Below are 18,452 nucleotides of genomic sequence, written 5' to 3'. Positions count from 1 at the left end.
CTCAGGCGCCTGATGCTTCGAGTCGAACGGTGACTGCCTTCGAAACCGGTGTGTTCGACTTGGCTGCAACGTGTTCGAGGGGAACGAGGGGATTCGTCTCGGGGTAGTACGCCGCCGCATTACCGCGGGGGGTGTCGTAGGAGACGATGCGGAACTCCGTGACCCGACGCTCTTCGAGAGTGCCGTCTGGGGTTGTCCACTCGGACACGATGTCGACCAGATCGCCGTCGCGGAATCCGAGTGCGGTGATGTCTTCGGCATTGACGAGGATGACTTTGCGTCCACCCTTGATGCCGCGGTATCTGTCGTCGAGACCGTAGATCGTGGTGTTGTACTGGTCGTGGCTTCGCATGGTCTGCAGAATCAGACGGCCACGAGGGGTGGGTATCCAGTGCAGGTCGTTCACGCCGAAGTTGGCTTTGCCGGTGTGCGTGCGGAATTCGCGCGAGTCACGTGGTGGGTGGGGGAGCTGGAATCCGTCGGGCTCACGGACGCGGGTGTTGTAGTTCTCGCAGCCTGGCACCACCCGCGAGATGGAATCGCGAATCAGGTCGTAGTTGCCCTCGAACGCCGACCAGCGGACGGAGTGATCGCTGCCGAGTAGTTCGCGGGCGAGTTGGCAGATGATGGCGACTTCACTGCGCAGGTAGGGGCTGACCGGTGTGAGGCGTCCGCGGGACAGGTGCACCATGGACATCGAATCCTCCACGGAGACAAGCTGCTTTCCGCCGGCTTGGACGTCGAGGTCGGTGCGTCCGAGGGTGGGGAGGATGATCGCGGTCTGCCCGTGGACCACGTGACTGCGATTCAGCTTGGTGGAAACCTGCACGGTGAGTTCGCACTGGTGCAATGCCGTTTCGGTGGCCGCAGTGTCCGGGCTGGCCTGGATGAAGTTGCCGCCCATCGCCATGAAGAAGCTTGCCTTGCCGGCGTTCATGGCGCGGATCGCGTCGACGGTGTCCCAACCGTGCTTGCGTGGGCTCGAGATCGAGAACTCGGTGTCGAGCGCGGCCAGGAACTCTTCCGGCATCTTCTCCCAGATGCCCATCGTGCGGTCACCCTGGACGTTGGAGTGTCCTCGCACGGGGCAGACGCCTGCACCTGGTTTGCCCATCATCCCGCGCATGAGCAACAGGTTGACCGCTTCCTCGATGGTGGCAACTCCGTGTGTGTGCTGAGTGATGCCCATGGCCCAGCAGGTGACTGTTCGTTCGGATCGGACCAGGGCGGCGGCTGTTTCCTCGAGTTGCGTCATCGACAGGCCCGTCGCTTCGATCACGGTGTCGAGATCGACTGCGCGGATGTGCTTCTCGTACTCGTCCCAACCGGCGCAGTACCGGTCGACGAATGCGCGATCGACGACGGTGCCGGGAGCGCGATCTTCCTGTTCGAGCAGCAGCTTCCCCAGGCCCTGGAACAGCGCCATGTCTCCGCCCAGCCGGATCTGCAGGAACTCGTCCGCGATCTCGACTCCGTGCCCGATCACGCCGGACACCTTCTGTGGATCCTTGAACCGTCGCAATCCCGCTTCGGGCAGGGGATTGATGGCAATGATCTTGGCGCCGTTGCCCTTTGCCTTCTCCAGCGTCGAGAGCATTCGAGGGTGGTTGGTGCCGGGATTCTGCCCGGCGATGAGGATGAGATCGGCGTTCTCGAGGTCGGGGACGGTCACCGAACCTTTGCCGATGCCGATGGATTCGGTCAGTGCGCTCCCGGACGATTCGTGACACATGTTGGAACAGTCGGGCATGTTGTTGGTGCCGTAGCTCCGAATCATCAACTGGTAGAGAAAAGCTGCTTCGTTGGAAGTGCGACCGGAGGTGTAGAACACCGCCTCGTCCGGCGACGCGAGGCCGTTCAGATGTTCGGCGATCAGTGCGTACGCGCCGTCCCAGTCGATCGGCTGATAGTGGGTTGCGCCCGGCGTCAGAACCATCGGGTGCGTCAGTCGGCCCTGCTGCCCGAGCCAGTAATCGGTCTTGCCTTCGAGGTCGGAGATCGAGTGCTCCGCGAAGAACTCGGGTGTGACGGTGCGAAGCGTTGCTTCCTCGGCAACAGCCTTCGCGCCGTTCTCGCAGAACTCGGCGGGCTTGCGATGTCCGGGAGTCTCCGGCCATGCGCACCCCGGGCAGTCGAAGCCGTGACGCTGGTTGAGCCTGGTGAGCGTTCGGGCGGTCCGTAAGGCCCCCATCTGCTCGATTCCGCGTTGCAGCGACACCAGGACGGCCGGTACTCCGGCGGCGTAGTCCTTGGGATGCGTGACTTCGAGATCCGATTCGTCGATGTCTTTCGAGGGGCCCTGGCGCGTCATGTCTCCATAGTGGCCCGAACGAGCCGGTACTGCCATCGAATGGCCCGGTCGAACTCGCCGGAATGCGACATTCATCGGCTAGCCTTACCTACCGAACCAGCGGACTTAAGGGGTAAGAACATGGATCGAACGGACGCAGGTCGGCTGACCCGGCGCGGATTTCTGATCGGCACGTCGGGAGCGTTGCTGGCATTCGCCGCAGCCTGCTCCAGTTCGAACGACGAGGACACACCCCCCAGCGGTGACTCTGCGGGATCGATCACTCACAAGTTCGGTACCACCGAACTGCCCAAGGATCCGCAGCGGATCGTCAGTGTCGGATACAACGATCAGGATGCGATTCTCGCGCTCGGCGGGACCTTGGTCGGAACCTTCGACTGGTACGGCGACTACCCCTCGGGTGTGTGGCCGTGGGCGCAACCTCTGCTGAACGGGTCGAGTCCGGAGATCATCGGAACCGCGGGCACCACCATTCAGATCGAGAAGGTCGCCTCCGTGACACCCGACCTCATTGTGGGCACCTACTCCGGGCTCACTCAGGCGCAGTACGACAAGCTCAGTGCCATCGCGCCGACAGTGGCACAGCCGAAGGAGTTCGCGGATTACGGAATCCCCTGGCAGGACCAGACGACCGTCATCGGCGAGGCATTGGGGCAGCAGGGAAAGGCCACCGAACTGATCGCCGGCGTCGAGGAGAAGTTCGCCGACGTGAAGACGGCCAATCCGGCGTTTGCGGGCAAGACTGTTCTGGTTGGCGCGTTGAAGGGACCGGGGCAGTTCGGGGTCTACGGACCGGAAGACCCCAAGGTGCGGTTCTTCACCGAGCTCGGATTCGTGAATCCGCCTGTCACCGATCAGATCACGGGTAACTTCGCCGAGATCAGCACCGAGCAACTCTCTCTTGCCGACGTCGACGTACTCGTCTGGTACGCCGGTGGTGGTTACGGCGACAAGCTTCGCGCGGAATTGGACAAGACCCCGATCTACCAGGAACTCGACGTCGTGAAGGACGACCGCGCGATCATCCTGGAAGACGCTGCTGCCGAAGCCATGACGTGGAGCACCGTACTGAGCCTGCCGTACGCGCTCGAACAGATTCCGCCGCGGATTGCGGGCTTGCTCGTCTGATCGGTTCACGGACAGCTCGGTTCAAGCACCGGGGATTCGGACAGTCGGCGGTACTCTCGCCTCATGGGTGTACACGTGCGGCCGGCTGTCCGATCCGATGTTCCGGCACTGTCGGCGGTGTTGGCCGAGGCGTTCGAGGACGATCCCTTGATGGCGTGGATGTTGCCGAACGAAGCCACCAGGGCTGATCGTCTGACGAAACTGTTTGCCGCAGAAGCTCGTTACCACCACCTCGCCGGTGGCGGTGTCGAGGTGGCCACCGATGACAACGGCGTGATCGGCGGGGCAACTCTGTGGGATCCGCCGGGGCGATGGAAGCAGTCGTGGATCTCCGGGCTCATGAGCTTGCCCGCAATGGTGCGTGTCTTCGGCAGCGGATTGCGACATGCGGCCGAGGTCAGCTCCGTTCTCGAAGGAGCACATCCGAATTCGCCGCACTGGTATCTCGCGACTGTCGGGACCGGCAGTGCAGCTCGAGGTGGGGGATACGGCAAAGCGCTGCTGAACTCCCGGTTGGAGCGTTGCGACCGTGAACATGTCGACGCTTACCTCGAGAGCAGCAAGGAATCGAACATCCCGTACTACAACCGCTTCGGTTTCGAAGTGACCCGCGACATCGTCATGCCGGGCGGCGGGCCGACGATCTACGCAATGATGCGTCAACCGCGGGGCGCGTGATACCAACTAGTGGTGACCCAGATTCCCGAGCTCCACGCAGGCACACCGTTCGACGAACTCGACGACTACATCGCTCTGGCCAGGTTGTCCGGCCTGGTGTTGTCACCAGACGGCTCGCTGCTCATCTGCGCGCGCGCAGTTCTCGACGACAAGAGCGCCGAATACGTGTCCTCGTTGTGGGAGATCGACCCGGAAGGTCGACGTCCTGCGCGTCGGTTGACCTGGGGTTCGACCAGCGAGTCCGGTGCTGCCTTCGCGTTCGACGGCGACGTGCTCTTCACCGCCACGCGAGCGGTGCCGGGCGAGAATGACCCGCAACCCGCACTGTGGCGCCTACCTGCGGCCGGCGGAGAAGCTCAGCTGCTGATCTCACGTCCCGGTGGCGTCTCGTCGGTATCAGCGGCCAAGGCGGCGCCGACGTTCGTGGCCCAGACGTCGGTCATGGCTTCGGCGATCAGTCTCGACCAGGACGATCAGGTGCGATCGACGCGCAAGGACAAGAAGGTCACGGCGATGCTGCACACCGGTTATCCGGTGCGGCACTGGGACCACGACCTGGGCCCCGATCATCCGCATCTGGTTGTGGCTGAGACGGATTCGAAGGAATCCGTCGAATTGCGGGACATCACGCCAACTGCAGGCGCGTCGCTGCGAGAGACGTCGACCACGATCTCCGACGACGGTCTCTTCGTGGTGACGACGTGGACTGTCGGCGATCCGAGTGCCGCCCGCCGATCCACGTTGGTTCGGATCGACACGGTGACCGGCGACCGAACCACCCTCGTCGACGAGGCCGACGCGGACGTCTACAACCCGGTGCTCTCGCCGGACGGAACCAAGCTCGCGTTCATCCGGGAGACTCTCACCACGCCGGAGTCCGCGCCGCGAATGACTCTGCAGCTCTACGACTTCGGATCCGGTGCCGTGACCGGCGTTGCCGACGGCTGGGATCGCTGGCCCACCTCCCTGGCCTGGCTACCCGACGGATCCGGGCTGGTGGTCACCGCTGACGACGGCGGCCGCGGTCCGATCTTCACGATCGACCTGTGGGGCCAACCGGTTCGCCTGACAGCCGACGACGCGGCGTACACCGACGTTCGAGTGGCGCCGGACGGTGAGTCGATTTACGCGTTGCGGGCTTCGTACGAAGCGCCCCCGCACGTGGTGCGGGTGGATCTTCGATCAGGTGAGATCACCGCACTTCGTGGACCCGACCCGCTGCCGGAGCTGCCGGGAACGCTGACCGAGATCACTGCGCGCGCCGAGGACGGTTCGACGGTGCGCAGTTGGTTGGCGCTGCCGACCGGCGCCGCGCCGCATGCACCGGTGCCATTGCTTCTCTGGGTCCACGGCGGGCCCCTCGGTTCGTGGAACACCTGGTCCTGGCGGTGGAATCCGTGGCTGCTCGTTGCCAAGGGCTATGCAGTACTGCTGCCCGATCCCGCGCTCTCGACCGGATACGGCCAGGATTTCGTTCAGCGCGGGTGGGGTCAGTGGGGCAAGGCGCCTTTCACCGATCTGATGGCGATCACCGATGCTGCCGTCGCGCAGCCCGAGATCGACCCCAAGCGGACAGGCGCGATGGGAGGTTCGTTCGGCGGTTACATGGCCAACTGGATCGCCGGCCATACCAACCGTTTCGACGCGATCGTCACCCACGCAAGTCTCTGGGCACTGGACCAATTCGGCCCTACCACGGACGCTGCCTGGTACTGGCAGCGCGAGATGTCGCCCGAGATGGCCGTCGAGAACTCGCCGCATCTGTACGTCGCAGACATCACGACGCCGATGCTGGTGATCCACGGCGACAAGGACTATCGCGTTCCGATCGGTGAGGGCTTGCGGCTCTGGTACGAACTGCTTGCCGAGTCAGGTCTGCCGGCCGACGACCACGGGAAAACGGACCACCGCTTCCTGTACTTCCCGGACGAGAATCACTGGGTGCTCAAGCCGCAGCACACCAAGATCTGGTACGAGGTGGTCACCGCGTTCCTCTCCGAGCACATTCTCGGGGAAGATGTCGCGCTTCCGGAAATTCTGGGCTGAACTGCGCGTGCCTCGTTCGGCCGCAACAGCCGAACGAGGCACGATCTTCTTCGCGCGGATCCGGACCGGAATCAGGCGCCGGGGCAGCGAACGGTGTACGACCAGATTGTCTGGTCGGGGCCCGTGACGCGGACCAGGACCGACGAGGCCCCGCCGGCGGGCACGTTGACGACCGTCGAGCCGGATCCCTCGTTGATGTTGTCGCCGACATAACCGGTGCTGTGTATCAACCGTCCTTCGTAGTACACCTCGATCAGGTCCGGGATGTTCTCGGTCTCGTAGCCGAGGACGAACGACGTCGGGCCGCCGCGGCCGAGCTCGTGCTTGGTGCTGGTGATTCCTGCGCCGCCGGAGACCGTCGAGGCGTCACACCGCTGCGTGGGTGCAAACGATCCACCACCGCCGCTGCCGCTGGCCAGCCCACTGAGAATGTCTCTGACATTGCCACTGGCCAGACCGTTGGCGATGTCCTTGGCGCTCGTAGATCCGGCGGCCAGACCGCCGAGAATGTCGTTCACGTTCCCGGTGGCGATTCCGCCGACGATGTCGCCCACGCTGCCGCTGGCGATGCCGTTCGCGATGTCGTTCCCCAGGTCGCCCACGCTTCCGTTGATCGTGGCGCTGCCACTGTCGACGCTTCCCTGCACGCTTCCTTCGATGCCGGGCGCAGCGGATGCAGTCGCCGGAAGCACCAGGGCAACCGCCGCTCCGATCGTCGCGGCAGCCGCCAAGGTTCGAACGCCGGGACGGCGAGAACTCCAGTTGTTCAACATATTTGCTCCACAGGTCGTTGGTCGGTCGTCCTTCAGAGCGATCCTGTCAGCGGAGCGGATCGGTGAATATCGTGTGTTCGGCTGACCCCCGGACTGCGGGGACCGTCGTTCGTGGCCACCGCGACGCCTGACGGGCGAATTCGTTCACGACGGGGGAGTCATTAGGATCAAGTGGTGACCAGTGCAGCTCCAGAGAACCCCCAGACCCCCGCCGACGCCCTACCCAAGAGCTGGGACCCCAGCGCGGTAGAGGCCGATCTGTATCGAGGCTGGGTAGACGCCGGGTACTTCCAGGCCGACGCGACCAGCGACAAGCCCGGCTACTCCATCGTGCTGCCGCCCCCGAACGTCACCGGCAGCCTGCACATGGGTCATGCCCTCGATCACACACTCATGGACGTGCTCAGCCGCCGCAAGCGGATGCAGGGCTACGAGGTTCTGTGGCTGCCGGGCATGGACCACGCCGGAATCGCCACGCAGTCCGTCGTCGAGAAGCAACTCGCTGCCGACGGCAAGACCAAGGAAGATTTCGGCCGCGAGCTGTTCATCGACAAGGTCTGGGACTGGAAGCGCGAATCCGGCGGAACCATCGGTGGCCAGATGCGGCGCATCGGTGACGGCGTCGACTGGAGCCGCGATCGTTTCACGATGGACGAGGGCCTCTCGCGCGCCGTCCAGACCGTCTTCAAGCGCATGTTCGACGAAGGTCTGATCTACCGCGCCGAGCGTCTCGTGAACTGGTCGCCGGTGTTGCAGACCGCGATCTCCGACATCGAGGTGAAGTTCGAGGACGTCGAGGGTGAACTGGTCTCCCTTCGCTACGGCTCGCTCGACGACAACGAGCCGCACGTCATCGTCGCGACCACCCGTGTCGAGACGATGCTCGGTGATACCGCAGTGGCTGTCCATCCCGAAGACGAGCGCTACAAGCATCTCATCGGCACAACTCTCGATCATCCGTTCACCGGGCGTCAGATCCCGATCATCGCGGACGACTACGTCGATCCCGAGTTCGGAACCGGCGCAGTGAAGATCACGCCGGCTCACGATCCCAACGACTTCGAGATGGGCCTGCGGCACAACCTGCCGATGCCCACCATCATGGACAAGACCGGCAAGATTGCCGACACGGGAACCGAATTCGACGGTATGGACCGCTTCGAGGCTCGCGTCAAGGTTCGCGAAGCCCTCGCCGAGCAGGGACGCGTCGTGGCCGAGAAGCGCCCGTACCTGCACAGCGTCGGACACTCCGAGCGCAGTGGTGAAGCTATCGAGCCGCGCTTGTCGCTGCAGTGGTGGGTCAAGGTCGAAACCCTGGCCAAAGCCGCCGGCGACGCGGTTCGCAACGGCGACACCGTCATTCACCCGGCAAGCCAGGAACCACGCTGGTTCGACTGGGTCGACAACATGCACGACTGGTGCATTTCCCGTCAGCTCTGGTGGGGACACCGCATCCCGGTCTGGTACGGCCCCGAGGGCGAAGTTGCGTGCTTCGGTCCCGACGAAACGGCACCGGAAGGCTGGGTCCAGGATCCCGACGTCCTCGACACCTGGTTCTCCTCCGGACTGTGGCCCTTCTCGACGATGGGTTGGCCCGACAAGACACCCGAACTCGAAAAGTTCTATCCCACCAGCGTTCTCGTCACCGGCTACGACATCCTGTTCTTCTGGGTCGCCCGCATGATGATGTTCGGCACGTATGTGTCCGAGGACGAGTCGATCACCGCCGGTCCGGGTAAGTCCGGCGCGCAGATGCCGTTCAAGGACGTGTTCCTGCACGGACTGGTTCGTGATCAGTTCGGCAAGAAGATGTCGAAGTCTCGCGGCAACGGTATCGACCCACTCGACTGGGTGGATCGTTTCGGCGCCGACGCCCTGCGATTCACACTCGCACGCGGGGCCAACCCGGGCAGTGACCTGTCCGTCGGTGAGGATTCGGCGCAGTCCTCACGCAACTTCGCGACCAAGTTGTTCAACGCGACCAAGTTCGCGCTGATGAACGGCGCCGCTCCGGCGCCGCTGCCCGCTCGAAGCGAACTGACCGACGCCGACCGCTGGATCCTCGACCGTCTCGACACGGTCCAGGCCGAGGCGGATGTCGCTTTCGATCGCTACGAGTTCAGCAAGGCATGCGAAGGCCTGTTCCACTTCGCGTGGGACGAGGTCTGTGACTGGTACCTCGAACTCGCCAAGGTGCAGTTCGCCGACGACGAGGCCGTCGCCGCGAACACCCGCGCAGTGCTCGGCAACGTTCTCGATGCACTGCTCCGCCTCCTGCACCCGGTCATCCCGTTCGTGACCGAAACCCTCTGGAAGGTGCTCACCGGAGGCGAATCCGTCGTCGTCGCCGACTGGCCGACGCTGTCCGGCGTCGCAGTCGACGCTGCGGCCGCCACCCGGATCGAAGACACCCAGAAACTGATCACCGAGGTGCGACGTTTCCGAAACGATCAGGGGCTCAAGCCTTCCCAGAAGGTCCCGGCGCGTGCGTCCGGGCTTTCGGAGGCCGGCATGGACGGCCAGTTCGCCTACGTGGCAGCGCTGGCCAAGCTGACCGAACCCGAAGAGGGATTCACCGCATCGATCTCCGTCGAGGTGCGTCTGAGCCAGGGCACCGTCACGGTCGACATCGACACCTCGGGCACCATCGACCTCGGTGCCGAGAAGAAGCGGCTCGAAAAGGACCTCGCGGCAGCGCAGAAGGAACTCGTCACCGCCGACAACAAGCTTGCGAACGAGGCCTTCTTGGCGAAGGCACCCGACGCCGTCGTCGACAAGATCAAGAACCGTCGCCAGATCGCCGTCGAAGAGATCGAGCGCATCACAGGACGTCTGAAGGAGTTGGCCGACAAGTGAGTTCGTACGAGCCGTCCCAGTTCGACGCTCAGAGTTCGGTTCCGACTCCGGTCGACATCGCCGAGCTGGCGCTGGTCGAGGCCGAACTCGACAAGCGTTGGCCCGAGACCAAGATCGAGCCGTCACTGACCCGTATCGAGGCGCTGATGGACGTGCTGGGCTCGCCGCAGCACAACTATCCATCGGTGCACGTGACAGGGACCAACGGCAAGACGTCGGTGACGCGCATGATCGACTCTTTGATGAGCGCTCTGCATCGTCGTACCGGCCGAACCACCAGCCCTCATCTGCAGATCGCGACCGAGCGGATCAGCATCGACGGTCATCCGATCTCACCGCGGCTCTACGTGGACACGTTCCGCGAGATCGAACCGTACGTGCAGATGATCGACGCACAGTCCAAGGAAGCCGGGGGACCGGCGATGAGCAAGTTCGAAGTGCTCACCGCGATGGCCTATGCGGCATTCGCTGAGGCACCGGTCGACGTCGCCGTGGTCGAGGTCGGCCTCGGCGGACGCTGGGACGCCACCAACGTGATCGACGGACAGGTCGCGGTGATCACCCCGATCAGTCTCGATCACGCCGAGTATCTGGGTACCGACCTGGCCGGGATCGCGGAGGAGAAGGCCGGAATCATCAAGAAGGGCCGCGAGGACCTGGTTCCGGTGGACACCGTCGCGATCATCGCCGAGCAGACTCCCGAAGTCATGGAGGTACTGCTGCGGCGAGCAGTCGAGGTCGAAGCTGCGGTCGCTCGCGAGGGCTCGGAGTTCAAGGTGCTTGCTCGCCAGATCGCGGTGGGCGGACAGCAGCTCGAACTCCAGGGTTTGAGCGGCGTGTACACCGACATCTTCCTCCCGCTGCACGGCGAGCATCAGGCACGCAATGCGGCTCTCGCGCTCGCGGCTGTCGAAGCGTTCTTCGGTGCCGGTCCGGATCGACAACTCGATCAGGATGCAATCCGCAACGGTTTCGCCTCGATCGTCAATCCTGGTCGCCTCGAACGTGTTCGGAGTGCGCCGACCGTATTTCTCGACGCCGCCCACAATCCGGACGGTGCCCGCGCCCTCGCGGCCGCACTGGCCGCGGAGTTCGACTTCCGCAAGCTCGTGGGAGTGGTCAGCGTCATGGCGGACAAGGACGTCGACGCAATCTTGACCGCATTCGAATCGGTCTTCGACGAGATCGTTGTCACCCACAACGGATCACCCCGGGCGATGGACGTCGAGGAACTGGCCAACATTGCCGTCGCAAAGTTCGGCGACGAGCGCGTCGTCGTCGCACCGGTGCTTGCCGACGCCTTGGAAGTCGCGATCGAAATCGCCGAGCAGGTCGCCGAACCCGGTGAAGCCGTATCGGGGGCAGGGGTCGTGGTGACGGGATCCGTCGTGACCGCAGGCGCCGCCCGCACGCTGTTCGGAAAGGACCCCGCGTGAGCACCCCGTCAGAATCCAATCCCGAGTCCGGCGAAACTGCCGGTGAGTTCGGGCCTCCGACCAAGGACCCGTGGAAGAGTTTCCGCGGAGTGATGGCCGGAACTCTGATCCTCGAGGCGATAGTCGTGCTGCTGGCATTGCCGGTCGTTGCGGTCGTCGGCGGTGGCCTCACCGCGCTCTCGGCCGGATTCATCATTGGCTTGGCGGTACTGATGATTCTGGGAGCCGGAGTCCAGGGAAAGCCGTGGGCGATGGGGTTCAACGTCGCACTGCAGGTGATTCTTCTGTTCGGTTTCTTCGTCCACCCGTCGATCGTGGGTGTGGCCATCACCTTCGGGATCGTCTGGGGATACCTCGTCTACCTGCAGAGAGACATCAAGCGCCGGATGGACAAGGGCCTGCTTCCCGGCCAGCGGGACTGACCATTTAGGCTGTCCGCTGTGACTGAGCGCACCCTCGTACTGATCAAGCCCGACGCCGTTGCCCGTGGATACGTAGGAGAAATCCTCAGCCGTATCGAGCGCAAAGGCCTGACAATTGCAGCACTCGAGCTCCGCGTAGCTTCCGAAGAGGTGGCTGGTAGCCACTACGCAGAGCACGCCGAGCGCCCGTTCTACCCGAGCTTGTTGGAGTTCATCACCTCCGGTCCGCTGGTGGCCGCAGTGCTCGAAGGCCCCCGCGCCATCGCTGCTTTCCGTCAGTTGGCCGGCGGAACCGACCCGGTCGACAAGGCTCTTCCGGGCACGATCCGCGGCGACTTCGGACTCGAAGCGCAGCAGAACCTCGTTCACGGCAGCGATTCCGTGGAGTCGGCAGAGCGTGAAATCGCTCTGTGGTTCCCCGCGCTGTCGTCCATCTGAATCTTCTATCCGGGCCTTCGGCCCACATCTCCACAGCGAATTCTCGGCACGTATCCCACATCGGTGCGCCCTTTGCAGTTGCAGGCGCGTTGGTGTGGGATACTGCTTTCAGTTGAACCGCAATTTGTTTTACGCACGTTCAACCGGATGACACCTAGGTTCGATGCCCTTTCATCGCTGCTCCAGGTCAACAGGAAATCCCTGGACCTCTGCACGCTGGATGATCAGGCGCTCGCGCACAGGACAACGGCCATCCAGCCAGGCACTTCATGTGCTCGCAGTGAATAACGGGCACTGCGGACCATGCGGAGCGAGACCTTACAATCTCGTACTCACTTCTGGGTGCGAGTACACACAGCACGCTCCCGCGTGGCCGCGTGACAACTCGACTTCTGGGTTGGACGCGCCCGGGGGCTGAGGAGACTTACGTGGCCGATCAATCCCCAACCGAATCAGATTCCAGCACCACCCCGGAATTCCCCGACAAGATGCGCGTACACGCGCTGGCGAAGCTGCTCGGTGTCACCAGCAAGCAGGTCCTTGCCGAAGCTGCAGCGCTCGGTACCGAATTGCGCAGTGCGCAGTCGAGTCTCCAACGTGACGTCGCTCAGCGGATTCACGCTTCGTTGACCTCCGCGGCCGAGGCCATCGAGCCGGTCGTCGCTGAGCTCGACACCCTCATCGACCCGGTTGTCGAAGCGCCTGCTGCGGAAACTCCGGCCGAGCAGCCTGCTGCGGAGATTCCAGCCGAGAAGCCGGTGAGGGCTCGTCGAACCCGCAAAAAGGCAGTAGTTGTCGAAGAACCGGCAGCCGAAGAAGCGGTGGATCCGGCTGTCGCCGAGATCAGCGCTGGACTCGACGCCGCTGCTGCGCTGCAGAGCAAGGAAGCCGAGCAGTCCGATCTGTTCACTTCCTTCGAGGCGCCGCAGACCCATCAGCCCGAGGTGGCTCCCGCCGCGCCGCAGGTTCCGCTGTTCCTGCAGCCGGATCTCGAGGCAGCCGAGGTGGCCCCGCGTCGCCGTCGCGCCCGCCGTGAACCCGCCGCACCGGTGGTAGTCGAAGAGAAGCAGACAGCCGCGGAAACCGAAACAGTCGCACCCGAGGTCTCGCCGGTTGTAGTTCCGGCCGTCGAAGAGCCGGCTGTGACCGCCCCGCAAACCGAGGGTGAGAGCGCCGAGTCCGAGGACGAGGACGACGATCAGCCGCGTCGCCGTCGTCGTGGACGCCGTGGACGTGGTCGTGGCCGCGGAGAACAGGGTGGCGAACAGGGCGGCGAGCAGGGTAGCGATCAAGGCTCGGACGAAGAGTCGGAGACGACCACCGAAGCGGAGCAGGAAACTGCCCCCGAGTCGGTCGAGAAGCAAACCGAAGATGCTTCCGGCGGAGAATCCGGAAACAAGACCGAGTCCGACGCGGATGCGGAATCCGAGAACGCCGACGATTCCGACCTCGATGCTGACGGATCGAGCCGTCGCCGCCGTCGCCGTCGCCGTCGTAAGACTGGCACCGATGCCGCCACCGACGCGACTGCGACGTCCGAGGACGATCCGCCGAACACCGTCGTTCACGAGCGCGAACCGCGCAACAAGACCCGCGTCAAGGATGAGGTCCAGGGCATCAGTGGCTCGACGCGTCTGGAAGCGAAGCGTCAGCGTCGCCGCGACGGTCGTGACGCCGGCCGTCGTCGCCCGCCGATTCTGACCGAGTCGGAGTTCCTTGCCCGTCGTGAAGCCGTCGACCGCGTCATGGTTGTGCGCGATCGAGCAGACAGCGGTCAGCCGCACGCGACTACACAGGTAGCAGTCCTCGAAGACGGCGTCCTGGTCGAGCACTTCGTCACCAACTCGGCTTCCGCGTCGATGGTCGGCAACGTCTACCTCGGACGCGTCCAGAACGTGCTCCCCAGCATGGAAGCTGCGTTCATCGACATCGGGCGTGGCCGCAACGGCGTGCTCTACGCCGGTGAGGTCAACTGGGAGGCAGCCGGTCTCGGTGGTAACTCGCGCAAGATCGAGCAAGCTCTCAAGCCTGGCGATCAGGTGCTCGTTCAGGTCAGCAAGGATCCGGTTGGGCACAAGGGTGCGCGACTGACCACACAGATTTCGCTTGCCGGTCGTTTCCTCGTCTACGTGCCCGGCGGCACGTCCACGGGTATCAGCCGCAAGCTCCCGGACACCGAGCGCAAGCGTCTCAAGGAAATCCTGCGCGACATCGTTCCCGCCGACGCCGGCGTGATCATTCGCACGGCGTCCGAGGGTGTCAGCGAAGAAGAGTTGGCGCGCGACGTGACTCGTCTGCAGGCGCAGTGGGCCGGCATCGAGGAGCAGGCCGCCGCTGCGGACGCCGGCAAGTCGGGCAACCCGCAGGCGCTGTACGAAGAGCCGGACATGCTGGTCAAGGTCATTCGTGATCTATTCAACGAGGACTTCTCCAAGCTGGTCATCGAGGGCGAGAAGGCGCACACGACGGTCGAGAACTACATCAACTCCGTCGCTCCCGACCTGCTTCCTCGGCTCGAGAAGTACACGCCGAACAACGGAATCGACGTCTTCGCGGCTCGCCGTATCGACGAGCAGTTGGCAAAGGCACTCGATCGCAAGGTGTGGCTGCCGTCCGGCGGCACCCTGGTGATCGACCGCACCGAGGCCATGACCGTCGTCGACGTCAACACCGGCAAGTTCACCGGAGCCGGCGGAAACCTCGAAGAGACCGTCACCCGTAACAACCTCGAAGCTGCCGAGGAGATCGTTCGCCAGATGCGCCTGCGGGACATCGGCGGAATGATCGTCGTCGACTTCATCGACATGGTCCTCGAATCGAACCGGGACCTGGTCCTGCGTCGACTCACCGAATGCTTGGGTCGCGATCGCACGCGCCATCAGGTGTCGGAGGTCACGTCACTCGGACTCGTGCAGATGACGCGCAAGAAGTTGGGCACCGGATTGGTCGAGGCCTTCTCGACTACCTGTGAGCACTGCCACGGCCGCGGCATCATCGTGCACTCAGAGCCCGTCGAGGTGAAGTCCTCGGACGACGGCGGATCGCGTTCGGGCTCGCAGCGCAGTGATTCCGGTACCTCGCGCAAGAACAAGCGTGGCCGCGGAGACAAGTCGGCTTCGACCGAGTCCAACGGACAGGAAGCTCCGGCGCCGGAGGTTCCGGCCGTCGACGCGACGGTCAAGCGGGCTCATCCGGTGGCATTGGCGATGGCCTCGCATCACAACGACGACGAGACCGTCGCGGCCGACTCGATCGAGTCTGATTCCGCCGGTACGTCTTCGGGGGATGATGCATCCAAAAGTGCCGATCGGCAACAGGATCGGCCGAGTGATACTCCTGCTGTTACTGAGCGCCCTGACGTTCCTGCTGTGGACTCTGCTTCGGAAGAAGCAACTCCCGCAGCGGGTAACGAGCGGGAAGCAACTCCCGCAGTGGGCAACGAGCAGGAAGCAGCTCCGCGAGGTCGTCGGCGTAGTCGCCGGGCGTCGCGGGCAGCGTCGGCACCGGTTGCCGAAGCATCTCCCGAGGTGGGCACGGTCTTCGTGATTCCGACTCCGGAACCCGTGGCGGAAGCGGTCGTGGAAAACGTTCCGGCTCCGGCTACCGAAGTTCCGGCTGAGGAAGAAGTTGTCGTCGTCAAGCGGCCCCGTCGCAGGCGTGCAGCAGCACGTCCCGCGGGTCCGCCGGTCGACGGAGAGTAGAACTACCGTCTTTCGGTCGGTTGGATGTCTTGGCGATGAGCGAGGACATCCAACCGTTATCCGAAGTTTCAGCTGGTAGAAGCAGTACAGAGTAGTGAGCACCACCCCTCGGCGGGGCGGTTTGACCCTGACGGTTGCTTTCCCGTAACCTTGGAGGGTCGCCACCCGGCGGTAGAGATTCCGTGTGCCTAGAGTGCGCGTGAATGTCCCGGTACGTCAGTGCCGAGCCGAGGTGACATAAACCAGACCAGTCGCGATGCATTTGAAGCCTCAGGCAGCAGCGCGAGCAAGTTCGAAGAAGCAAGGGGTAGCCCTCCGATGGCAACGTACGCGATCGTCAAGACCGGCGGAAAGCAGTACAAGGTCGCTGTTGGTGACCTCGTCAAGGTCGAGAAGATCGAGGGTGAGCCCGGCACTGCTGTCTCGCTTGCTCCCGTTCTCGTGGTCGACGGATCCGACCTGACCACCGACGCGGCCAAGCTGGCCAAGGTCGCAGTCACCAGTGAGATCGTCGAGCACACCAAGGGCCCGAAGATCCGCATCCACAAGTTCAAGAACAAGACCGGTTACCACAAGCGTCAGGGCCACAGGCAGCCGATCACGGTGCTCAAGGTCACGGGCATCAAGTAACCAGTTCTTTCTAGCTAATTTCACCCGAGGAGGGTCAATAGCATGGCACATAAGAAGGGTGCATCCAGCTCCCGTAACGGTCGCGATTCAAACGCCCAGCGCCTCGGCGTGAAGCGCTTCGGCGGCCAGTCGGTCAGCGCAGGCGAAATCCTGGTTCGCCAGCGCGGCACGCACTTCCACCCCGGCGTCAACGTCGGCCGTGGCGGCGACGACACCCTGTTCGCTCTCGCTGCCGGTGCAGTCGAGTTCGGCCAGAAGCGTGGACGCAAGACCGTGAACATCGTTCCGGCCGTCGTTGCGGCTGAGGTCTAGTCTTTCTCGCTAGTTGTGCGTCATCGGTTCTACTTCGGTAAGCCGGTTCTGCTTTCGGTAAGAGAGTGACGCGTTCCAAGCTCCCGATAGGGGCGGACCAGGGTTGAAATAACCCGGTCCGCCCCTATCGTTTGTTTAAGCAGTACCTGTTTGCCTCGAGCAACCCTGCTCACCAGAAGTTCAGCTCATCGCGTGAGACCCGCAATTGACTGAGGAAGGATCCGGCAGTCATGTCCCGATTCATTGACCGTGTTGTGCTGCACGTCAGCGCTGGAAAAGGCGGCAATGGTTGCGCCTCCGTACACCGCGAGAAGTTCAAACCGCTCGGCGGTCCGGACGGTGCCAACGGAGGTCGCGGTGGCGACGTCATCCTCGTGGTCGACGAGAACATCCACACCCTCCTCGACTTTCACTTCCATCCCAACGCGAAGGCGACCAACGGCAAGCAGGGCGCCGGCAGCAACCGCGAGGGTGCAAACGGTGAAGACCTCATCCTCAAGGTTCCGGATGGAACCGTGGTTCTCGATACCGACGGCAACGTGCTTGCCGACCTCGTGGGAGTCGGTTCGCGCTACGACGCCGCTCAAGGCGGCCGCGGCGGACTCGGTAACGCAGCGCTGGCGTCGAAGGCCCGCAAGGCTCCCGGCTTCGCACTCCTCGGTGAGGACGGTGTCGAACGTGACCTGGTTCTCGAACTCAAGTCGGTAGCCGACGTCGGTCTGCTCGGATTCCCCTCTGCAGGTAAATCTTCACTGGTGTCCGTTCTCTCTGCGGCCAAGCCGAAGATCGCCGACTACCCCTTCACCACTCTGGTCCCCAATCTCGGCGTCGTCTCGAGCGGTGACACCACCTTCACCGTCGCCGACGTGCCCGGGCTGATCCCCGGTGCCAGCGAAGGCCGCGGTTTGGGCCTGGACTTCCTGCGCCACATCGAACGCTGCGCCGTATTGGCGCACGTGATCGACTGCGCCACCCTCGATCCGGGACGTGACCCGATCTCCGACATCGACGCCTTGGAAGCAGAGCTGGCTGCATACACGCCTGCGCTCTCCGGCGACTCGGGACTCGGTGACCTCGACAAGCGCCCGCGCGTCGTCATCCTCAACAAGACCGACGTTCCCGAGGCCGCCGAATTGGCCGAAATGGTCACACCTGAGATCGAAGCCCGCGGATGGCCGGTCTTCACCATCTCGGCCGTGAGCCGAGAAGGCCTGCGACCGTTGACATTCGCGCTGGCGAAGATGGTCCGTGACTACCGCGAAGCTCATCCGAAGCCCGAGCCGAAGCGCCAGGTCATTCGCCCGGTCAAGGTCAAGGATTCCAGCTTCACCATCGAGAAGGATCCCGATATTCCCGGTGGGTTCGTCGTCCGCGGCACCCGCCCGGAGCGGTGGATTCGTCAGACCGCCTTCGACAACGACGAAGCGGTGGGCTACCTCGCCGACCGTCTTGCTCGATTGGGTGTCGAGGACGCATTGGTCAAGAAGGGCGCTCAGCCAGGAGCTTCCGTCACCATCGGTGACGTGAGCTTCGAGTGGGAGCCGATGACGCCGGCCGGTATCGATCTGACCCGCACGGGCCGTGGAACCGATCCGCGTCTCGATCAGGTGGAGCGCATCGGCGCCGACGAGCGCAAGCACGCGCGTCGTGTCCGCCGCGGCTTGCTCGACGAAGACGCCTGACCCCACGCGATTTCAGGACGAAAACCGAAGAGAGGGAAC

Annotated in this window: 13 protein-coding genes; 11 read left to right on the top strand and 2 right to left on the bottom strand. The window is 63.8% G+C overall.

The annotated features are described in order from the left end of the window. Position 1 precedes the first annotated feature (1 nt). Positions 2-2,311 carry an FdhF/YdeP family oxidoreductase gene (locus ACFQ6Y_RS22750; RefSeq protein ID WP_378637426.1) on the bottom strand — a complete coding sequence of 770 codons (2,310 nt, stop codon included), beginning with the start codon at positions 2,309-2,311 and terminating at the stop codon, positions 2-4. A gap of 120 nt (positions 2,312-2,431) precedes the next feature. On the opposite strand from ACFQ6Y_RS22750, the gene ACFQ6Y_RS22745 reads away from it, so the two are divergent. The 3 genes from ACFQ6Y_RS22745 (at position 2,432) to ACFQ6Y_RS22735 (ending at position 6,163) form a co-directional block, all read left to right on the top strand. Further along, complete coding sequence (locus ACFQ6Y_RS22745) at positions 2,432-3,439, top strand: iron-siderophore ABC transporter substrate-binding protein (protein ID WP_378637423.1); 1,008 nt, start codon at positions 2,432-2,434, stop codon at positions 3,437-3,439. A gap of 63 nt (positions 3,440-3,502) precedes the next feature. Further along, entirely contained in the window at positions 3,503-4,117 is a 615-nt protein-coding gene (locus ACFQ6Y_RS22740; protein WP_378447853.1) for a GNAT family N-acetyltransferase, read from the top strand. A 12-nt stretch (positions 4,118-4,129) separates the two neighbouring features. Further along, on the top strand, positions 4,130-6,163 hold the full coding sequence (locus ACFQ6Y_RS22735) for a prolyl oligopeptidase family serine peptidase (RefSeq protein ID WP_378637409.1): 2,034 nt from the start codon (positions 4,130-4,132) through the stop codon (positions 6,161-6,163). Between the two features lie 71 nt (positions 6,164-6,234). Here the strand turns inward: ACFQ6Y_RS22735 and ACFQ6Y_RS22730 are convergent, their stop codons facing one another. Beyond that, on the bottom strand, positions 6,235-6,936 hold the full coding sequence (locus tag ACFQ6Y_RS22730) for a hypothetical protein (protein ID WP_378538044.1): 702 nt from the start codon (positions 6,934-6,936) through the stop codon (positions 6,235-6,237). Positions 6,937-7,110: 174 nt separating this feature from the next. Between ACFQ6Y_RS22730 and ACFQ6Y_RS22725 the strand changes: the two genes are divergently transcribed. The 8 genes from ACFQ6Y_RS22725 to obgE all read left to right on the top strand — a co-directional run bounded on the left by ACFQ6Y_RS22725 (position 7,111) and on the right by obgE (position 18,413). Beyond that, the gene (locus tag ACFQ6Y_RS22725; RefSeq protein WP_378637406.1) at positions 7,111-9,792 is read left to right on the top strand and encodes a valine--tRNA ligase; all 2,682 of its coding nucleotides are present in this window, start codon (positions 7,111-7,113) and stop codon (positions 9,790-9,792) included. Next, positions 9,789-11,228: a bifunctional folylpolyglutamate synthase/dihydrofolate synthase gene (locus ACFQ6Y_RS22720; RefSeq protein WP_378538054.1), complete on the top strand. Its 1,440-nt coding sequence runs from the start codon at positions 9,789-9,791 to the stop codon at positions 11,226-11,228. The genes ACFQ6Y_RS22725 and ACFQ6Y_RS22720 overlap by 4 nt, the downstream gene beginning before the upstream one ends. After that, entirely contained in the window at positions 11,225-11,650 is a 426-nt protein-coding gene (locus ACFQ6Y_RS22715; RefSeq protein ID WP_378538057.1) for a DUF4233 domain-containing protein, read from the top strand. The genes ACFQ6Y_RS22720 and ACFQ6Y_RS22715 overlap by 4 nt, the downstream gene beginning before the upstream one ends. Before the next feature lie 18 nt (positions 11,651-11,668). Next, positions 11,669-12,088 (top strand): nucleoside-diphosphate kinase, encoded by a 420-nt coding sequence (gene ndk, locus ACFQ6Y_RS22710; RefSeq protein WP_019749070.1) that lies wholly within the window; start codon positions 11,669-11,671, stop codon positions 12,086-12,088. A 428-nt stretch (positions 12,089-12,516) separates the two neighbouring features. Further along, entirely contained in the window at positions 12,517-15,789 is a 3,273-nt protein-coding gene (locus ACFQ6Y_RS22705; RefSeq protein ID WP_378637402.1) for a translation initiation factor IF-2 N-terminal domain-containing protein, read from the top strand. A 318-nt stretch (positions 15,790-16,107) separates the two neighbouring features. Further along, positions 16,108-16,419, top strand: coding sequence for a 50S ribosomal protein L21 (gene rplU, locus ACFQ6Y_RS22700; RefSeq protein ID WP_003944533.1), 312 nt, complete (start codon positions 16,108-16,110; stop codon positions 16,417-16,419). Positions 16,420-16,461: 42 nt separating this feature from the next. Then, positions 16,462-16,731 (top strand): 50S ribosomal protein L27, encoded by a 270-nt coding sequence (gene rpmA, locus ACFQ6Y_RS22695; protein ID WP_003944532.1) that lies wholly within the window; start codon positions 16,462-16,464, stop codon positions 16,729-16,731. 230 nt (positions 16,732-16,961) lie between these two features. Further along, the gene (obgE, locus tag ACFQ6Y_RS22690) at positions 16,962-18,413 is read left to right on the top strand and encodes a GTPase ObgE (protein WP_019749068.1); all 1,452 of its coding nucleotides are present in this window, start codon (positions 16,962-16,964) and stop codon (positions 18,411-18,413) included. The last annotated feature ends 39 nt before the right edge of the window (positions 18,414-18,452 follow it).

It is taken from the genome of Rhodococcus sp. NPDC056516 (assembly GCF_042794655.1).
In the GTDB taxonomy this organism is placed as follows: Bacteria; Actinomycetota; Actinomycetes; order Mycobacteriales; family Mycobacteriaceae; genus Rhodococcus_F.
The sequence above is the reverse complement of the archived record's forward strand: the minus strand, read 5'-3'. Positions and strand labels throughout refer to the sequence as shown.